Raw genomic sequence first — 15,223 nt, 5'->3', positions numbered from 1 at the left:
GGTGGCGGGAAATCGCAGGCACCCTGGCAAAAGCCTCACTTCCCGACCGCCTCCCTCTCGAACTTCCCCTTCAGCCTTACCACCTCAGCCGCCGTCCGCCACCGCCAGCCACGCATCGATATAGTGCTGCGGCGCGTAGACATGGCCGTAGCCCATCGGCGAGGTGGTCGCGATTGTCGCGTCGAAGCCGAACTGCAGAGCTGTAACGATCGGATACCAGCCGAAGCCGGCGAGATGTCAGGACTTGTTTCATCCACACGAAAACGCAGCGATCAAGGCGCCTGCTGTCACAGCCCCGTGACGAGGCAAGACCGTCTCGCCGCTCAAGGCGGATAGTCGCCATGTCGAGCCGACAACCTTCCTGAGCCTATGGTTCAGGAAACCAGAGGTACAATCATATGACCATTTCGAGCGAGATAAACCGATCCGGCCCCTATAATGGGGACGGCACCGCCACGGCTTTCGAATACAAGTTCAAAATCCTTGAGCCCCGTCACCTGCAGGTGATCCGAACGGATGCGTCGGGCACGGATTCAATCCTGGTACTCGACGCCGACTACATCGTCACCGGCGTCGGCAACGATGGCGGCGGAAGCGCGGTCATCGTCCCCGCCCCGGCGGACGGCACCAAGATAACTTTGCTGCTGGACGTGCCCTTCACCCAGGAAACCGACCTGGAAAACCAGGGGGCTTATTATGCGGAGACCCTCGAGCAGGCGCTTGACCTCGTTGTGATGAGGCTCCAGCAACTCAAGGAGAGAGCGGCCCGTGCAGTCACCATTCCGCCGTCATTCGATTCAGCAACGATCGACAAGCTGATTGCAGACGTTCTGACGCTCAGCAACAAAGGCGATGCACTGGAGGCCGTTGCCGCCGTCTCGCAATATCTGGAGACTGTGGCTGATATTGCCAACGACATTCCCGATGTTGCTGGCCTGACGCAGACCGCCCAGCAGAAGGCCGCGGAAGCCGCTCAATCGGCAACGAGCGCAAATACCAGCGCCGGCCTCGCGACCGCCTATGCAACGAATCCGGAAGATATTGTGGTTCCCGGTTCGGGCGGGCTGTTTTCCGCCTTTCATTGGTATCGCAAGACGCTGGCGATCTACAACGACGTCGCCAATACCCTGGCCGGCTGGCTTCACGGCGCGGCGGCAAAGAGCGAGATCGGCGATGACGACGAGTTCGCCATCGCCGACAGCGCGACAGGCTGGGGCCTGAGAAAGGTTCTGGCGGGCAGCATCGTCAAATATGTCTGTGTTGCAACCGGTCTTGATTTCTTTACAGGATTCATCCCCGCCTATGTCGGTATTACGTCTGTAACCATCGGCCCAGGCGTTGGCTGGTTTGGCGGTAAGAAGCATCAGACCGCCCTTGCCGCAGCAAAAACGCTCGTTCAACTACTCGACACGGGGGCTGTGCAGGCGTCAAAGACGTATTTCCTGTATGCCATCAGGAAGCTATCAGATGGCACTACAGATTTCGTTATGTCGCTGTCGGGGTTAGAGGCAGATGTCACGAAGCCGGTCGGGTGGGAATGCTTGTCTGGGAGCCGCGTGGGCGTCGTCATCACCAACTCATCGGGAAACATTGTTCCCTTCTGGCAGACTGGCAACGAGGTCAACACCGACACCTACTCGTGGTTCATCGCCAACGCCAATGTGCAGGGCCTAGCTGTACCGAGCAACGTTCCTGTGGGACTGAGCGTGGATATCTGGGTACTGATTGATACCGTTGTGGCAAGCACGGGGCAAGACTGTATCGGCATCGTCTCAGATGCTGCTGCCGCCAAATACACTACTGGTGCCGCCCATCAGGTGCGGTGCCGATCGCGCTCAGGCAACGACTATCCCGATCAGAGTGCGGCGGCAGGCAAGGCGCGAAGCAATACTAATGGTCAGCTCTGGAGGCACGTCAGTGTAACAAGCGCGGCCTGTTCAGCCTCCTTCTTCGTGTGCGGCTGGTACGATTACACCTGCAAGAGGCTATTCGCATGACCACTGTATATGTTCGTTATGGCAGCGCCGGAACTATCCTTGAAATATTCACCCGCGATCAGCCTGATATGATCCTCACCCCTCACGATGACGAGGAACCGTTGATCGCCAAATTCCTCCGCGACCCCCTCGGCCTCGAAGACGCCTTCCCACCCCTCAAGAAATGGCAGCTTTGGCTCGCCGCACTCGAACTCGAACCACCGGTTTTCAAGGCTGATGTCCTCTCTCTCGTCAACGGCATGGGTGACATGTCGGTGAAGGACAAGGAAACCGTGCGCATCATGATCGAGGACGCACAGGAATATTCCCGCAACGATCCCCGCATCGATCTCCTCGCGATGGCCATGGGCATTCCGCCGAACCAGATGGACGATCTCTGGAGATGGGCAGCCGGGATCAAGCCTGTGTGAGTGAGCTGCCGTAAAATGGCGAGCGAGGCCAGCCAATCCGGCCGCCCCGCTCGCCAATGACCTCATTGCGGCAGCGGCTTGCCCGTCTGCTCAGCCATCATGTATTGCGCATACCAATCCGGCCAGTTTTCGTCATGCTTTCCGCCATTGCGCTTCTCGTGCTCGCCATGGGCTTCGGCTGCCCGGCGCAGCCCCGCAGCGAGGTCTTTCGCCGTGCCGAAGGCGGCAAGGTCGGATGTGATGCGGCCCGGCAGCCGAGCGGTGATTTCCTGGAAGAGCCAGCCATTGCCGTCAGGATCGCTGAAGGCTGCGAAGGAACGATAGCTGCCGCGGTCGGGATCGGGACCGCTGACCCGGCGCCGGCCGAAGAGATAGGGCGCGTCGGGCCCGCTATAGACCTCGCCTTCGGGATGAAAGACCTCGCTGACATCAACACCGCGCTGCCGCAACTCTTTGCGGGTAGCCTCGATATCGGAGACGATGAGATAGAGCCCCTGCGCGGAGCCGGGTGCCGCCGGCGTCACGTTTTTCCCGAAGATGACGGAGGCGTTCGAGCCCGGCGGAGTGAACTGGATCACCCGGTAATTGTCACCAGAGGAATAATCCGCATCGAGGCGCCAGCCGAGCCCACCGTAAAATGCCTTGGCCCGGTCGACATCAGAAACGGGCACGACGATGATTTCCAGCTTCATCTCGCTCGTGCCGTTGCCGGTCATATTGCTTGCGCTGCTCATTATCTTCCTCCTCTCATCGTCACGACGATGGTGATGTTGATGATGATGGTGATGCGGCGAATGCATCGCCCTTCCCACTCTACCACGTTGCGGGCCGATGATCTCCGCTCACCCTTCCCGCGGCATCGCCTTGATGAAATCGATGAAGGCGCGCAGCGGTGCGGGCACCAGCCGGCGGCCGGGATAATAGAGGAAGGGGCCGGAAAAACTTTCCCACCAGGGCTCCAGCACCGGCTCCAGCGCGCCGCTCTCGAAATAGGGCCTGAGCCAATCCTCGAAGGTGAAGACGACGCCGGTTCCGGCCACCGCAGCATCGACGGCGAGATCCGTGCCGCCGCCATTCTGGACGATCAGTGGGCTCGGCGGATCGACCCTGACGATCTCGCCATCGCGCTCGAATTCCCAGACCGGAATAGCGCGACCGGCAAACCGCCCGCGGATACAGGCGTGATTGAGCAGATCGCGCGGATGCTCCGGCCGGCCATGTGCAACGAGATAGGCTGAAGATGCACCGCCGGCATAACGCTGAATGCGTGGGCCGATCGGCACGGCGATCATGTCCTGCTCCAGCCGCTCGTCGTAGCGGATGCCGGCATCGCAGCCCGCGGCAATGATATCGACGAAATTCTCCTCGGTGACGATTTCGAGGCGGATATCCGGATAAGCTCTGAGAAATGCCGGCACGATGCGCGGCAGCACCAGCCGTGCCGCACTGACCGGAACATTGAGCTTCAGCATGCCTCCCGGCCGGTCGCGGAGATCCTTCACGTAATCGAGCGCCGCATTGATCTCGCTGAAGGCGGGGCCGAGCCGCTCCATCAGCCCTCGGCCGGCCTCGGTCGGCACCACACTGCGTGTGGTGCGATTGAGCAGCCGAACGCCAAGCTCGGCCTCCAGCCGGCGCACTGCATCACTGAGCGCCGACGAGCTCATATGCCCTGCCCGCTCCGCCTCGCGGAAACCGCCGGCCCTCGCCACAGCAAGAAACGCGCTGACATCGCTGATTTCTGGCGAACCTTGCTTCATAATCCTGATCTCACTCATTGTCCTCCACACAGGACAGCCCGTCCGGATTATAGCCAATTGTCGCAGCAATGATACGAGCCTATCTCCCTCGTGCCTTTAATCGTGACCTGCCTTCAATCGGAGAAGAGATTTCATGTCTACTGTCGAAAAATCCGGAACCTTCAAACTGGGCTCCCGCTCGGTGAAGCGCCTCGGCTATGGCGCGATGCAGCTCGCCGGCAAGGGTGTCTTCGGCCCGCCGCGCGATCGCCACGAAGCGATCGCCGTGCTGCGCGAGGCGGTCGAAAGCGGCGTCGATCACATCGACACCAGCGATTTCTACGGCCCGCACGTCACCAACCAGATCATCAGGGAAGCGTTGCACCCCTACAGGGACGATCTCGTCATTGTCACCAAGGTCGGCGCGCTGCGCGGGTCGGACGCGTCCTGGAAGCCGGCTTTCTCGAAGGAAGAGCTAAGGGCGGCGATCCATAGCAACCTGAAAAACCTCGGCCTCGACGTGATCGAGGTGGTCAACCTGCGCGCTATGTTCGATGTGCACGGCCCGGCCGAAGGCTCGCTCGAAGCGCCGCTCACGGTTCTGGCCGAGCTGCAGCAGCAGGGCCTGATCAGGCATATCGGCCTGTCGAATGCCACGGCAAAACAGGTGGATGACGGCCGCAGGATCACCGAGATCGTCTGCGTCCAGAACCAGTACAACCTCGCCAACCGCGGCGATGATCCGCTGATCGACAAGCTTGCAGCCGAAGGCACCGCCTACGTGCCTTTCTTCCCGCTCGGCGGCTTCTCGCCCCTGCAGTCCTCGACGCTCTCTGATGTCGCTACCCGCCTGAACGCCACGCCTCTGCAGGTGGCCCTCGCCTGGCTCCTGAAGCGCGCGCCGAACATCCTGCTGATCCCCGGCACCTCCTCCCGCGGCCATCTCAGGGAGAACCTCGCGGTGGCCGACATCGAATTGTCCACAGACGTGATGGCGCAACTCGACGGCATTGCCGCCGCGAAAGGCGCCTGACCTTACGTCAGGACCGAAACGCGGCGGATCACCTGCCGCGTTTCGAAGCCCACGTTACGGCCGCTCTCCAGATTGACGAATCGCCACGGCATCGACATCTTTCTCGTCAGGCGTGGCCTGCGCCCAACCTCCAGCGATCCTCTCCGGCAGGATCTTTCAAACGGAGGCAAAGGGACTTCCGTCTCGGGTTCGAAACCTAGGTCCGATCGCTCGGGCGTGGTTGCCGGGGAACAGACGTCCGTGACGGAAAGGCCAGACAATGACCCGAAACGGTAATTTCAAGCGCAAGGTGCGCGCCCGCGCTGCACGAACCGGCGAATCCTATACTTCGGCCCTCAGCCATATCCGCAAACCGAAAACAGAACCGCAAACGGGTGCGCCCGCCGGAAAATCGCTGCGGCTCGCCGTCGCCCAGACCACGGTTTGCCTCGATCCGCGCGATGCCGATGCCTTCCGCGCCAATGGCGCCGAAATGCGCCTGTTGATGCGCCAAGCGAACGAGGCCGGCGCCCGGCTGATCCACTTCCCGGAGGGCACGATCTGCTTTCCGAGCAAGCGCCTGCTTTCCGAAAGCGGCCCCAGGGAGATCGGCGCTGCCGATTGGAGCCGCTATCAGTGGGAGGTTCTGCGCGAAGAGCTGGAGGAAACGAGAAAGCACGCAAAGGAGTTGAAGCTCTGGACGGTCTTCGGCGCCCCCCATCGGCTGACCCCGCCGCACCGGCCGCATAACAGCCTCTATGTCATCTCAGACCGGGGCGAGCTGGTGACGCGTTATGACGAGCGCCTGCTCTCCCACACCAAGATTTCCTTCATGTATTCGCCGGGCAGGATTCCCGTCACCTTCGAAGTGGACGGCATGCGCTTCGGCTGCGCTGCCGGTATAGAGTCGCACTATCACGAGATCTTCACCGAATATGAGCGGCTCGATGTCGATTGCGTGCTCTTCTCCACATCCGGCGAAGTCCCCTCCGCCGCCCCTCCCTTCGGTGCTGAAGTCCTGGGAGTTGCGGCCAGCAACACATTCTGGGTGAGCTACGCTGCCCATGCGCCGCAAAGCGTCATCGCCCCCTGCGGCATCGCCGGCCCCAAGGGCCAGTGGGTAGCTCGTTGCCCTGATGATGGCAAACCCGGCATCGCGATCGCCGAGATCACCACCGACCCGGCCAATCTCGCCCGCCCCTGGCGGCGCAACGCCCGCGGCGATCTCTACCGGCCGCACCAGATTGAGGGGGATCCCAGAAGCGACAGCCGCGAGGCTTTCTGAAGTCCATCAACGGACCGGCGGCCCTTGTCCGCCGGCATTTCACCGGCTTCAACCCCCGTCAAGCGCGCCCCGCTGTGTCCCTTGCCATCGGGCAAGGTTCCGGCGCTGCTTGTCTCTACTGAAGTTAGCGCACGTGAAGGAGCTCGCCTCTGTACTGCGCATATGCGAACTGAAACGCCACCAGCCGCCATTCCTTGCCGCGTCGCCTCAAGCTCAATCGTTGAGATGGTTGAGCATCCCGAGATAAGCGAGCCCGCTCATCGCAACTGCGACCACGGCTCCCCCCATCAGGCCGGCATAGGCATCCCGCTTTCTTCTGGTAAAACGGGTGGCGAAAAAGCCGACAAGGGCAAGAGAGACAATCAGGATGGCCCCACCGATGAACTGACCAATGAGACGCGCTCCGCCACCATGAACCGGCATCCGACCACCCGCCGCCACGTTGGCGCAGAGAAAGCAGATGAAGGAAAAGACTACCAGCAGCCAGATGCTGTTCTTCATTCCGGCGGACATATGGGCAGCCCGACCGGCCTCGTCCGGCTGGTCGTGTATGAGGCGAAATCGATAGGCAGCAATACCCGCCATCACGGCGACAATAGCGAGTCCGTATAGCCTATCGGTGACGAAAGCCGCGGCCGTAGCATTGGACTGCTCCGGGTCGCGGAACCAGACCAGCAGAACGCAGGCGAGATAAGTGGGCCAGGCGCCGATCAACGCGTAGACGAAGACCCGCCACGCCTGCCTGCGACCTTCCGGCAGCATCTCGCTCCAATATTTCGCCCCCAACCATGCGGCAAATACCGCAGCCGCAAAAGCCCCAGGCATCGTTCCCCTCCTCCGATTTATAAAACAACCCTTCCGCACCTACCCCTGTCTCTCGGCCGAACGGGAGACAAACCATGGATATCACGTCGGATTATGACGTCTGGTCGCGCAAACGGCGCCAGCAGGACGCTGCCGCAGCGGACAGCAATATTCAATCCTCGGATGAAAATCCAGACGAGGTTGCAGATAACCTTAACTTCGCGCGCGAGTATGCGGATACCACGGGAAATCCGGCCCCTTCCCTGGAATTGGTAAAGGAGCATCGCGACCTGCTCCAAAAGCGCATGGACGAGCAACGCAACAAGGCGATGCTCTCGACCGCACGGCGCACGGCGACCTGGTATGGCGAAAACCCGATGGCGGTCCTTCTGGCGAAGGACGACGTCTACAACCTGTGTTCCTTCGAAGAGATTGTGCAGCGGTATGGGCAGGTGCCGAGGGCGTTCGGTGACGTGACAATTCCCGCGAAGGAGCCTGCCGCTGCGAGTGCAAATCCTGCAGCTCCCCCGAGTCCCGCCGGCCCGATCCTACAGCCCGCCGCTTCACCCGGTCCCATTGCCCCGTCCGCGGCGCCCGGCACCCCAGCAGCCGAGAATATCGCTCCAACGGTACAGCCCAGTCCTTCGGCTACGCAGTCGACCCCTGCATCCACTCAGTCAGCCGCCCAGTCTACAGAACCGGCGGCTCAAACTGCGGGATCTGTCAGATCGATCACACAACCCACTGCTCCAACTGCGGTTGATGCAACGCCGTCCGCAGAGCTGACTGTCCCTACCGCGGGCAGTACCTCCCAAAATCCTCACGAGGTTCTCAGCGCTGATGAACAAGCCAAAGAGGAGCTCATCGACGAGATTGCTGACGCATTAGCCCACCCCGAGCGTGTTCCCAAGTTGCGCAACAAGATCGGAGAACAATCTTGGTTCAACAAGGGTGACGGTATCACCGCCCTTAACGCAGTGTTGGCCGGGATCGCCACGAAAGACGATGTCAGATCAACGCTCGACTCCCGATACAAGCACAAGGTCACAGCTGAGGAAGCCTGGGAAAACACCAAATCAGCCGGCCAGAGCAGCTGGGAACTGGTGAAAGCTCTCCCCGGCGGCCTCATTTCCTTTGGAGGCGTCCTTTTGGAAGCCGAAGGCCAGCTCCAAAACAGCTATCCAACGCCCAAACAGCGCGCTTTTCTGGACCAGATGACGGGAGCAATAAATCTCACGGACGACGAGTTTGCTCGCTTCGAACGAAGTATATTTGAGCAAAACTTAATCGATCCGATGGAAGCGCACATGATCTTAAGGGCGCTTCGGTCGGGCGATATGAAGCCAGAACAAGTTAGAAAGTCTTTCGACAACCCATTTCCCGAGTTCGCCCAAAAACTTGAGATCTGGGGCCAGCAACTTCAGGACTATGGCGACAATTTTATTCCAGCGGCTCCGGGATACGAGAACAGTTTCGGACGCAAGATCGGCAAAGCAATCGGAATGGGCCTTCCCGCCGTATTGGCTGGATATTTCGGCGGCCCCCTTGCCGTAGCTGCTCTGGCTATGCTGCAGGCCGCTGGCGAAGGCGCTGCAGAGGCAAGAAAAAAGGGACTGCCTGAAGAGAAGCAGTCCGAGGCTGCGCGGCAGTACGCCTGGACAGGATCGATCGCCGCACTTCCTGTAGCAAAAGTCTTATCGCCGGCACTCAAGTGGCTGCCCGTCGGCCGCGTATTGCAGGGGGTTATCGGTGGCGCCGCCGATGAAAGCTTGAAGCAAGGCACCCAGAAAGTGATGGGCAACGACATTGCCCGGCGGCTGTATGATCCCAACAGGAAATGGTCCGATGGTGTCGCGGAAACCATGCTAATTGCCACCGTAGTGGGTGCGGTCAATCACGGCGCCGAGAAAGGGCTCGGCTTCGTTGGAGGGCACAGAAACTCGCCTACGTCCGAGCAGCAGATAGCCGCGGCCGCCCAAACCCGCCAGTCACTTGAAGAAATCTCTGTCGCAGCGCAGGCATCAAAGCTCTGGCAACGGTCACGCGACGAGTTCCATAAATTTGCCACCAGGATGACGCCAAACCCCGAAGCGCGGGATGTTTTGGTTCCAGCCGGCGCCTTCGTGAAAGCTGCCAAGGCAGCGGGTATCAACCCTGAAGATCTGGTGGATAGTCGCGCTCTCGCGTTCGCCAGAACGACCGGCGGCGACGTAAAGCTCTCCATGGCGACCTACGCCACGTACTTCGCCGGTTCGAAGGGCGACGGATTTATAATGGATAATATCCGTCCGCACGCTAGCGGCCTCACCTTCGCGGAATCCCAAGCGTTCCGCGAGCATGCGAACGCCTACGGTAGCGTCCTCAATGCGCGAGCCAACCCCGCCTTCTCGTCCCCCATCATCGATCTTGCGGCCGAACGGCGGGCCTACAATCTCGCGGTGCTGCGTTCTGCCATCGCCGGACATCCTGCCGAGACCGTATCCCATTTCGCCATGAGTCATTCCGCCTTCTCGTCTGCCCTGGCGCGCTCGGAGGGCCGCAGCCTCGATGAATATCTGAAGCTCTATCCGCAGCCTTGACCGGCAAAGCGATTTCCCGAGGGAATTCAACTTGAAAAATCTGACCAACCGTCCCGCAGGCACCGCGACCGTGTCCGCCCAACCTCCATCTGATAACGCGGTGATGAAGACCGATGACCTCACATCCGGCGCGCCGCCGCGTTTGTTCCAAAGCCCGGCCGTCTCGCCCAACAGCCCACTCCGTATCCCAGCCGGCACCGAAACCATCCTCGACATTTTCCGAAAGCCCGATTTCTCCGCGCTGCTGCAAGGGGCAAGCCGCCATTTCCTCGATATCATGCAGGACATGGCCGGCAGCGGCGTTCGCCCGGCCGCAGAAAGTTTCGCCCATCTCGAAAGCTGGTGGCGCGAAAACGCGAAGCTCGTCACAACTGACGGAGTGCGCACCAAACCCGGCATCAAGGTCACTGCCAAGGATGTGCTCGCCGCGCTCGATCGCGGCACCACCGGAAATCCCGACAAAGACGCGGCCATCGACACCGCCATGCAGTCTCGCTTCACAGATGCCGCCGAAACCTACCTTATCGAAGGCAAAGCACCCTCACCCGAGATGCGCGGCGTCTTCGAGCAATTCCGCGACTGGTTGCTCTCGATCTACCGCCGCCTCGTCGCTCTCGACATTTCCCTCGCCCCCGACGTCGCCGCCATCTTCTTCCGGATGCTCGCCAGCGACACCGCAATAGAAATGGCGCACCAGAATGTCGGCGGCGATGAACCCGTCTTTGCCAGCGCCGAGACCGCCGGCCTCACCCAGCCGCACTACGACCACCTGCTGAAGTTGCGCGCGCTCGCCGCGCAGGAGGCGAAAGCGCAGCTGCTGCGCCAGGTGATGGAGCCGGTGCGGCGCGAAGAGCAGAAGGCCTATCAGGCGGAAAAGGCCTCCGTGCAGCGCAAGGTGGAAAAAGAGATCGACGCTACCGGCCTCTACCGCGCCATCGAATGGATGGCGAACCGGCGCTGGCTGGATGCGGAAACTCCCACACCGGCTGGTGACATTCGTTTCGACAAGGCGGCCCTCGTGGCGCGCTATGGCGCCGCCATCCTCGAAGCCCTGCCACAGGGCGAGCACCCCATCTATACCGATGAGGGCGGGCTTGATCCCGATATCGTCGCGGATCTCTTCGGCCTTGGCTCCGGTGATGAGCTTGTGGCGGCCATGACGCTGGCGCCGGCCCGCGCAGATGCGATCGCCTTCGAAGTCGAGCGCATCATGCTCCAGCGTCACGGCGACATGCTGATCGATGGTTCCGCCGAAGAGCGGGCGATTGCGGCCGTGCATAATGACAGGCGGGCGGAATGGCTGGCGGCCGAGCTGAAGGCGATCGTCGAGATTGCAGGCGGTGGCGAGGGGCTGACGGTGGCCGAAGCGCAAGCCTATGCGCTTTCGGCCACCGCTGGCATGGAGGTCGGCGATGCGATGGACGGTGCGCGCTTCCTCGCTGCCGGCCGGCGTACCGGCATTGAGGCTGTCCGGCTGGGCGATCAGCTGGCGCAGGATGAAGACTGGCGCGGTAGGGCAAGCCGGGGGATCGCCGGCGAAGGCGAGGCGCAGACGGCCCCCCACCTCGATCAGGACGAGCGGATCGGCAAGCTGATCACGGCCAAGCGCCGCCAGCTTCTCAATCACACGATCTATGCCGAAAGCCTCAAGGTTGCCCGCGAAGTCGAAACGTTCGAGGCTGATGCCGCGCGTCTAGCAAGCGGTCCGGCGCGCGAAAAGCTGGCCGAGGCAAGCCGACGCGACAATGGCCATATCGACTATCTCGGCGCGATCGACGCGCTGCTTGGGCGCTACGGGCTTGGCGGCGGGCCGGATGGCGAGCAAGCTGGGCAGAGTGATCCGCGCATCGCCCTCAGAAACTACATGGTGGCCATGAAGGAAGCCGGCAGGGAAAACGAGCTTGCCATTGCCGATAGCGTGCTGATCGCCTCCGGGCGCCAGTCCTACAAGGAGATCACGCTGGAGCGTTTCCGCGCCGTCATGGCGGCGGTGAAGAACCTCGAACATGCCGCAGAGCGCGCCAGCCGGCTGACCAATGCCGATGGCGATGCGGATTATGACGAGATCGTCACCGCGCTCGCCGATGCCATCGGCAAAGCCCCACCACCGGCTGCCTCCGTTTTCCTGGACCTCCCGCACCTCGACCCCGCGCTGGAGGCGAGCACACAGCTACGGCAGATCGGCGGCATTGCATACCAGGCCATCAAGACACCGCTCGATGCGGCCGCAGACCGGCTTGCGTTACGCCGGCAGAAGGCCGCCGCCGACCTGCAGGCGCTCTATGATGTCTATTCGCCAGAAGAGATCAGCGAGATGGGCAAGTCCCGTTATATCGCGGCCCTTGGCCAGTCCTTGTCGAAATGGGAGGCGATCGCCATTGCGCTCAATGCCGGCAACGAGGCGAACCGCCGGCGCCTGACGGATGCTCGCATCCCCGGCGCGCTCGATGAAGCCGGGCTTGCCGCCGTGCTCGCCTCGCTGGATGCGCGCGATGCGGATTTCGCGCAATCCGTGTGGGATTATCTCGCCGCCTTCCAGCCCGATATCGCCGCGCGCGAAAAGCGCCTGACCGGCATCGCACCGCAATGGGTAGAGCCCACTCCCGTCACCATCGCCGGCAAGGCGCTGAAGGGCGGCTATTATCCGCTGGCCTATGATGGCGCGGATGCGGCGCCGGACCGGGCGCTGGCGCTGGCATCAGGCCTCTTCGCCAAGTCGCAAACCGAGGCCGGCCACGGCCGGTCCCGCGCAGATCGCATGGCCCGGCCGCTCGATCTCGATATCGCCGTGCTGCACCGGCACGTCAACCATCTGCTCTATGATCTCGAATTCTGCGAGCCGCTTGCCAATGCCAGGCGCCTGCTGGATGATCCCAGGCTAGGGAACGTCTTCGATCGGACCAAAACCTTCGCTGTCCAGCACCGCCTGACAGTCTGGCTGGACGAAGCCGGCGCCGGCGAACTGCGCGCCGCAGACGGCATCGGCCGCATGGCCCGCCTGACGAAAAAGAACGTCACCGCAACAAGCCTCGCCAAAAATCTCGCGACCTCGCTTTCGCACCGCTACCGGCTGGATGACATCATCGCCGCAACAGGCAGGGGCGATTTCGCCACGGCACTTCAAAGCGCCTTCCGCCCCGGCATCATCGACCAGGTCACCATCCGCTCATCCCTCATGCTTGGTCGTCAGGCCTTTTCGGATGCCCGAACGGCGTGGAAGACGCTGACCGGCTGGCTTGAGGGGACGCTGCGATACTGTTTCATCGAAATACCGGCCTGGCTCGCGCATTATCATAAGGGGCTCAAGCAATTTGGCGGGGATGAAGCGAATGCTATTGCCTATGCCGATACCGCCATGGAGCGGGCGATATTCAACCCGTTCCCGGCCCATGCCGACGGGGACGAAACCCAGCGCCTCTTCAAGGCCCTCGGCGCGCATCTCGCGGAGAAGTTCAGGGCCAGCGCCGCAGGCGTAGATCAAAGCGCTGAAGCCACCGATCAGGATGCCACCGCCCGGCAGGGCATTGCGCTCGCCATGGATATGATCGCGCTCGCCATAACGGACAGGGTGTTTACCGCCGCCCTCGGCGGACACGATCATGACACGACATGGCCGGCATATCTGGCAGAGCATACGGGCTATTCAGTCATGGCCGCCCTACCCGAGATCCGCGATACGCAAAGCCCGCCCGCGGGCACGGCGAGCGATGCAAGGGTGCTCGTAAAGGCCATCCGCTCACCGCGCGGCGATCTTGGCATCGGCAACGAGCATATCACGGAAATCCTCGAAGCCACCGGCCTGTCGGCGGAGTCGCCCGCAGACGCGATGCTCAGCACGGCGAATGCCGGCCTGGCAAGGATCGCGGGGCGGTGATTTTCGCTCTCAACCTTCCGCACCCTATCCATGATGCCAAACAAGGAATGGCATCATGGATGAAACCACCCGCAACGAGCTTGAAAAGCTGCATGGCAGGATCAACGATTTGAAGGAGCGCGTCGTCTCGCTGGAAGCGCAGCAGCCGCATATCAACGCCGCCCTGCTGCGCATCGAAGGCAGCGTCGAAAAACTCGCAAACCGCATCGGCAAGGCGCTCTGGGCGGTCGTCGCCATCATGCTGACCCCGCTTGCCGGGTTGTTGATCAAGGCTATCGCGTCAGGCGCGCTGGCGCGGTTTCTTTAAGGCGGATCTGCGTTCAAGGATTGTGCGGAGCAGAGAGACGCCGCCTGCGACCAAGTTTGATAACAAGCAAGGTAGTGCGCTGCGGCCCCCTCATCCGCCCTTCGGGCACCTTCTCCCCGCGGGGGGAGAAGATGGAACCCGCCGCACCCTTTGCGGAGACACTTCGATGAGGAGCAGGACATCGCGGCATCTCCCTTCTCCCCCGCGGGGAGAAGGTGCCCGAAGGGCGGATGAGCGACTATCTTGTGTGTCAAGTTGCATATTGGAATTCCCTTCGCGCGTCTCGTGCTTTTGCATTGAGAATGACGAGGAGCTTTCTGGCGAGGGCGATGCGGATGACCATTTTCGGTTTGCCCGCCGCCTGCAACCGTTGCTGGAAGGCGCCCAGATGCGGGTCGTATCTGGCAGCGATGGCGGCGACCAGGAAGAGGATGCTGCGCGGTCCGCTGCGTCCGCCGCGCACCGGCCGTGGTCCGTTTTTCTTGCCGCTGTCGTTGGCAATCGGCGCAAGGCCCGCAAGCTTGACGATCGCCTTGTTAGAGATCCGGCCGATCTCGGGCAATTCGGCCATCAGCCGGGCAACGGTGCGCGAGGCAACACCTTTGATGGAACGGAAGGCCTGGTTGAGGATGGCCCAGAGCGGATCGTCGTCGATCATCGAGGCGATCTCGCCTTCCAGCCTGCGGCTCTGACGCACCAGAAGCGCGATCACCTCATCGAGGCTTTCGAGAGCCTGTGCATCATTGGCAACGCCTCTGCGCTGCCTCTGGATGATCAGATCGCCGGTGACCTGCGACAGCCGCGCCACCAGCGCCTGCAGCCGCATCTGCGCCGGCTTCGGCGGGGGCAAGGCACGCAGCGGCTTGACTTGGGCATAATGAGCAATCACCGCCGCGTCGATCGTGTCGGTCTTTTCCAGAAAGCCCATGGCTTCGGCAAAGCGGCGCACATTGCGCGCATTGGCGAGCGAACAGGCGATCCCCATCTCCCACAACAACAGGAAGGCCCGCCGCTCATAACCGCCCGACGCCTCCATGACGACGAGCTCGACCGCCTCGGCCCGGCAGAGTTCGGCCAACATACCAATGCCGTCGGCATCGTTGCTGAACCGCCGGGAAACACTCAACGGGCGGATGAACACATCCAGCCAGTCCTTCGAAACATCCACTCCACATATGATGCTGTTCACGGTAACCTGCCTTGTGCGTGCGGTTGG

11 protein-coding genes and 1 pseudogene are annotated in these 15,223 nt (G+C 61.8%); 7 read left to right on the top strand and 5 right to left on the bottom strand.

Translation table 11 applies throughout. The features are described 5' to 3' along the window. Positions 1-35: 35 nt before the first annotated feature. A pseudogene (locus tag H4W29_RS34795) lies at positions 36-242 on the bottom strand (alpha/beta-hydrolase family protein); the annotation flags it as partial. A 156-nt stretch (positions 243-398) separates the two neighbouring features. Here H4W29_RS34795 and H4W29_RS18700 point away from each other — a divergent pair. Beyond that, positions 399-1,997, top strand: a complete 1,599-nt coding sequence (locus tag H4W29_RS18700; RefSeq protein ID WP_192730244.1) for a hypothetical protein — start codon at positions 399-401, stop codon at positions 1,995-1,997. Continuing rightward, a complete protein-coding gene (locus H4W29_RS18695; protein WP_192730243.1) occupies positions 1,994-2,407 on the top strand; it encodes a hypothetical protein in 414 nt (137 codons plus the stop codon). The genes H4W29_RS18700 and H4W29_RS18695 overlap by 4 nt, the downstream gene beginning before the upstream one ends. A 62-nt stretch (positions 2,408-2,469) precedes the next feature. Here the strand turns inward: H4W29_RS18695 and H4W29_RS18690 are convergent, their stop codons facing one another. Both H4W29_RS18690 and H4W29_RS18685 read right to left on the bottom strand, forming a co-directional pair. After that, entirely contained in the window at positions 2,470-3,141 is a 672-nt protein-coding gene (locus H4W29_RS18690) for a VOC family protein (RefSeq protein WP_192730242.1), read from the bottom strand. A 108-nt stretch (positions 3,142-3,249) separates the two neighbouring features. Then, entirely contained in the window at positions 3,250-4,167 is a 918-nt protein-coding gene (locus H4W29_RS18685; protein WP_192730241.1) for a LysR family transcriptional regulator, read from the bottom strand. A gap of 133 nt (positions 4,168-4,300) precedes the next feature. Here H4W29_RS18685 and H4W29_RS18680 point away from each other — a divergent pair, with 133 nt between their 5' ends. Together H4W29_RS18680 and H4W29_RS18675 are read left to right on the top strand one after the other, a co-directional pair. Next, complete coding sequence (locus H4W29_RS18680; RefSeq protein WP_192730240.1) at positions 4,301-5,179, top strand: aldo/keto reductase family oxidoreductase; 879 nt, start codon at positions 4,301-4,303, stop codon at positions 5,177-5,179. A 259-nt stretch (positions 5,180-5,438) separates the two neighbouring features. Continuing rightward, on the top strand, positions 5,439-6,443 hold the full coding sequence (locus tag H4W29_RS18675; RefSeq protein ID WP_192730239.1) for a carbon-nitrogen hydrolase family protein: 1,005 nt from the start codon (positions 5,439-5,441) through the stop codon (positions 6,441-6,443). 213 nt (positions 6,444-6,656) lie between these two features. On the opposite strand, the gene H4W29_RS18670 is transcribed toward H4W29_RS18675, so the two are convergent. Further along, positions 6,657-7,268 (bottom strand): hypothetical protein, encoded by a 612-nt coding sequence (locus H4W29_RS18670; RefSeq protein WP_192730238.1) that lies wholly within the window; start codon positions 7,266-7,268, stop codon positions 6,657-6,659. Positions 7,269-7,342: 74 nt separating this feature from the next. On the opposite strand from H4W29_RS18670, the gene H4W29_RS18665 reads away from it, so the two are divergent. The 3 genes from H4W29_RS18665 to H4W29_RS18655 are packed head-to-tail and all read left to right on the top strand — an operon-like array spanning position 7,343 to position 14,007. Next, positions 7,343-9,826 carry an LPD22 domain-containing protein gene (locus tag H4W29_RS18665; protein ID WP_192730237.1) on the top strand — a complete coding sequence of 828 codons (2,484 nt, stop codon included), beginning with the start codon at positions 7,343-7,345 and terminating at the stop codon, positions 9,824-9,826. 31 nt (positions 9,827-9,857) lie between these two features. Then, entirely contained in the window at positions 9,858-13,700 is a 3,843-nt protein-coding gene (locus H4W29_RS18660; protein ID WP_192730236.1) for a hypothetical protein, read from the top strand. 55 nt (positions 13,701-13,755) lie between these two features. Next, a complete protein-coding gene (locus tag H4W29_RS18655; protein WP_192730235.1) occupies positions 13,756-14,007 on the top strand; it encodes a hypothetical protein in 252 nt (83 codons plus the stop codon). Positions 14,008-14,257: 250 nt separating this feature from the next. Here the strand turns inward: H4W29_RS18655 and H4W29_RS18650 are convergent, their stop codons facing one another. Further along, positions 14,258-15,196, bottom strand: coding sequence for an IS110 family transposase (locus H4W29_RS18650; RefSeq protein ID WP_192730234.1), 939 nt, complete (start codon positions 15,194-15,196; stop codon positions 14,258-14,260). Positions 15,197-15,223: the final 27 nt, after the last annotated feature.

Source organism: Rhizobium viscosum, from assembly GCF_014873945.1.
Classification (GTDB): Bacteria; Pseudomonadota; Alphaproteobacteria; order Rhizobiales; family Rhizobiaceae; genus Rhizobium; species Rhizobium viscosum.
The sequence above is the reverse complement of the archived record's forward strand: the minus strand, read 5'-3'. Positions and strand labels throughout refer to the sequence as shown.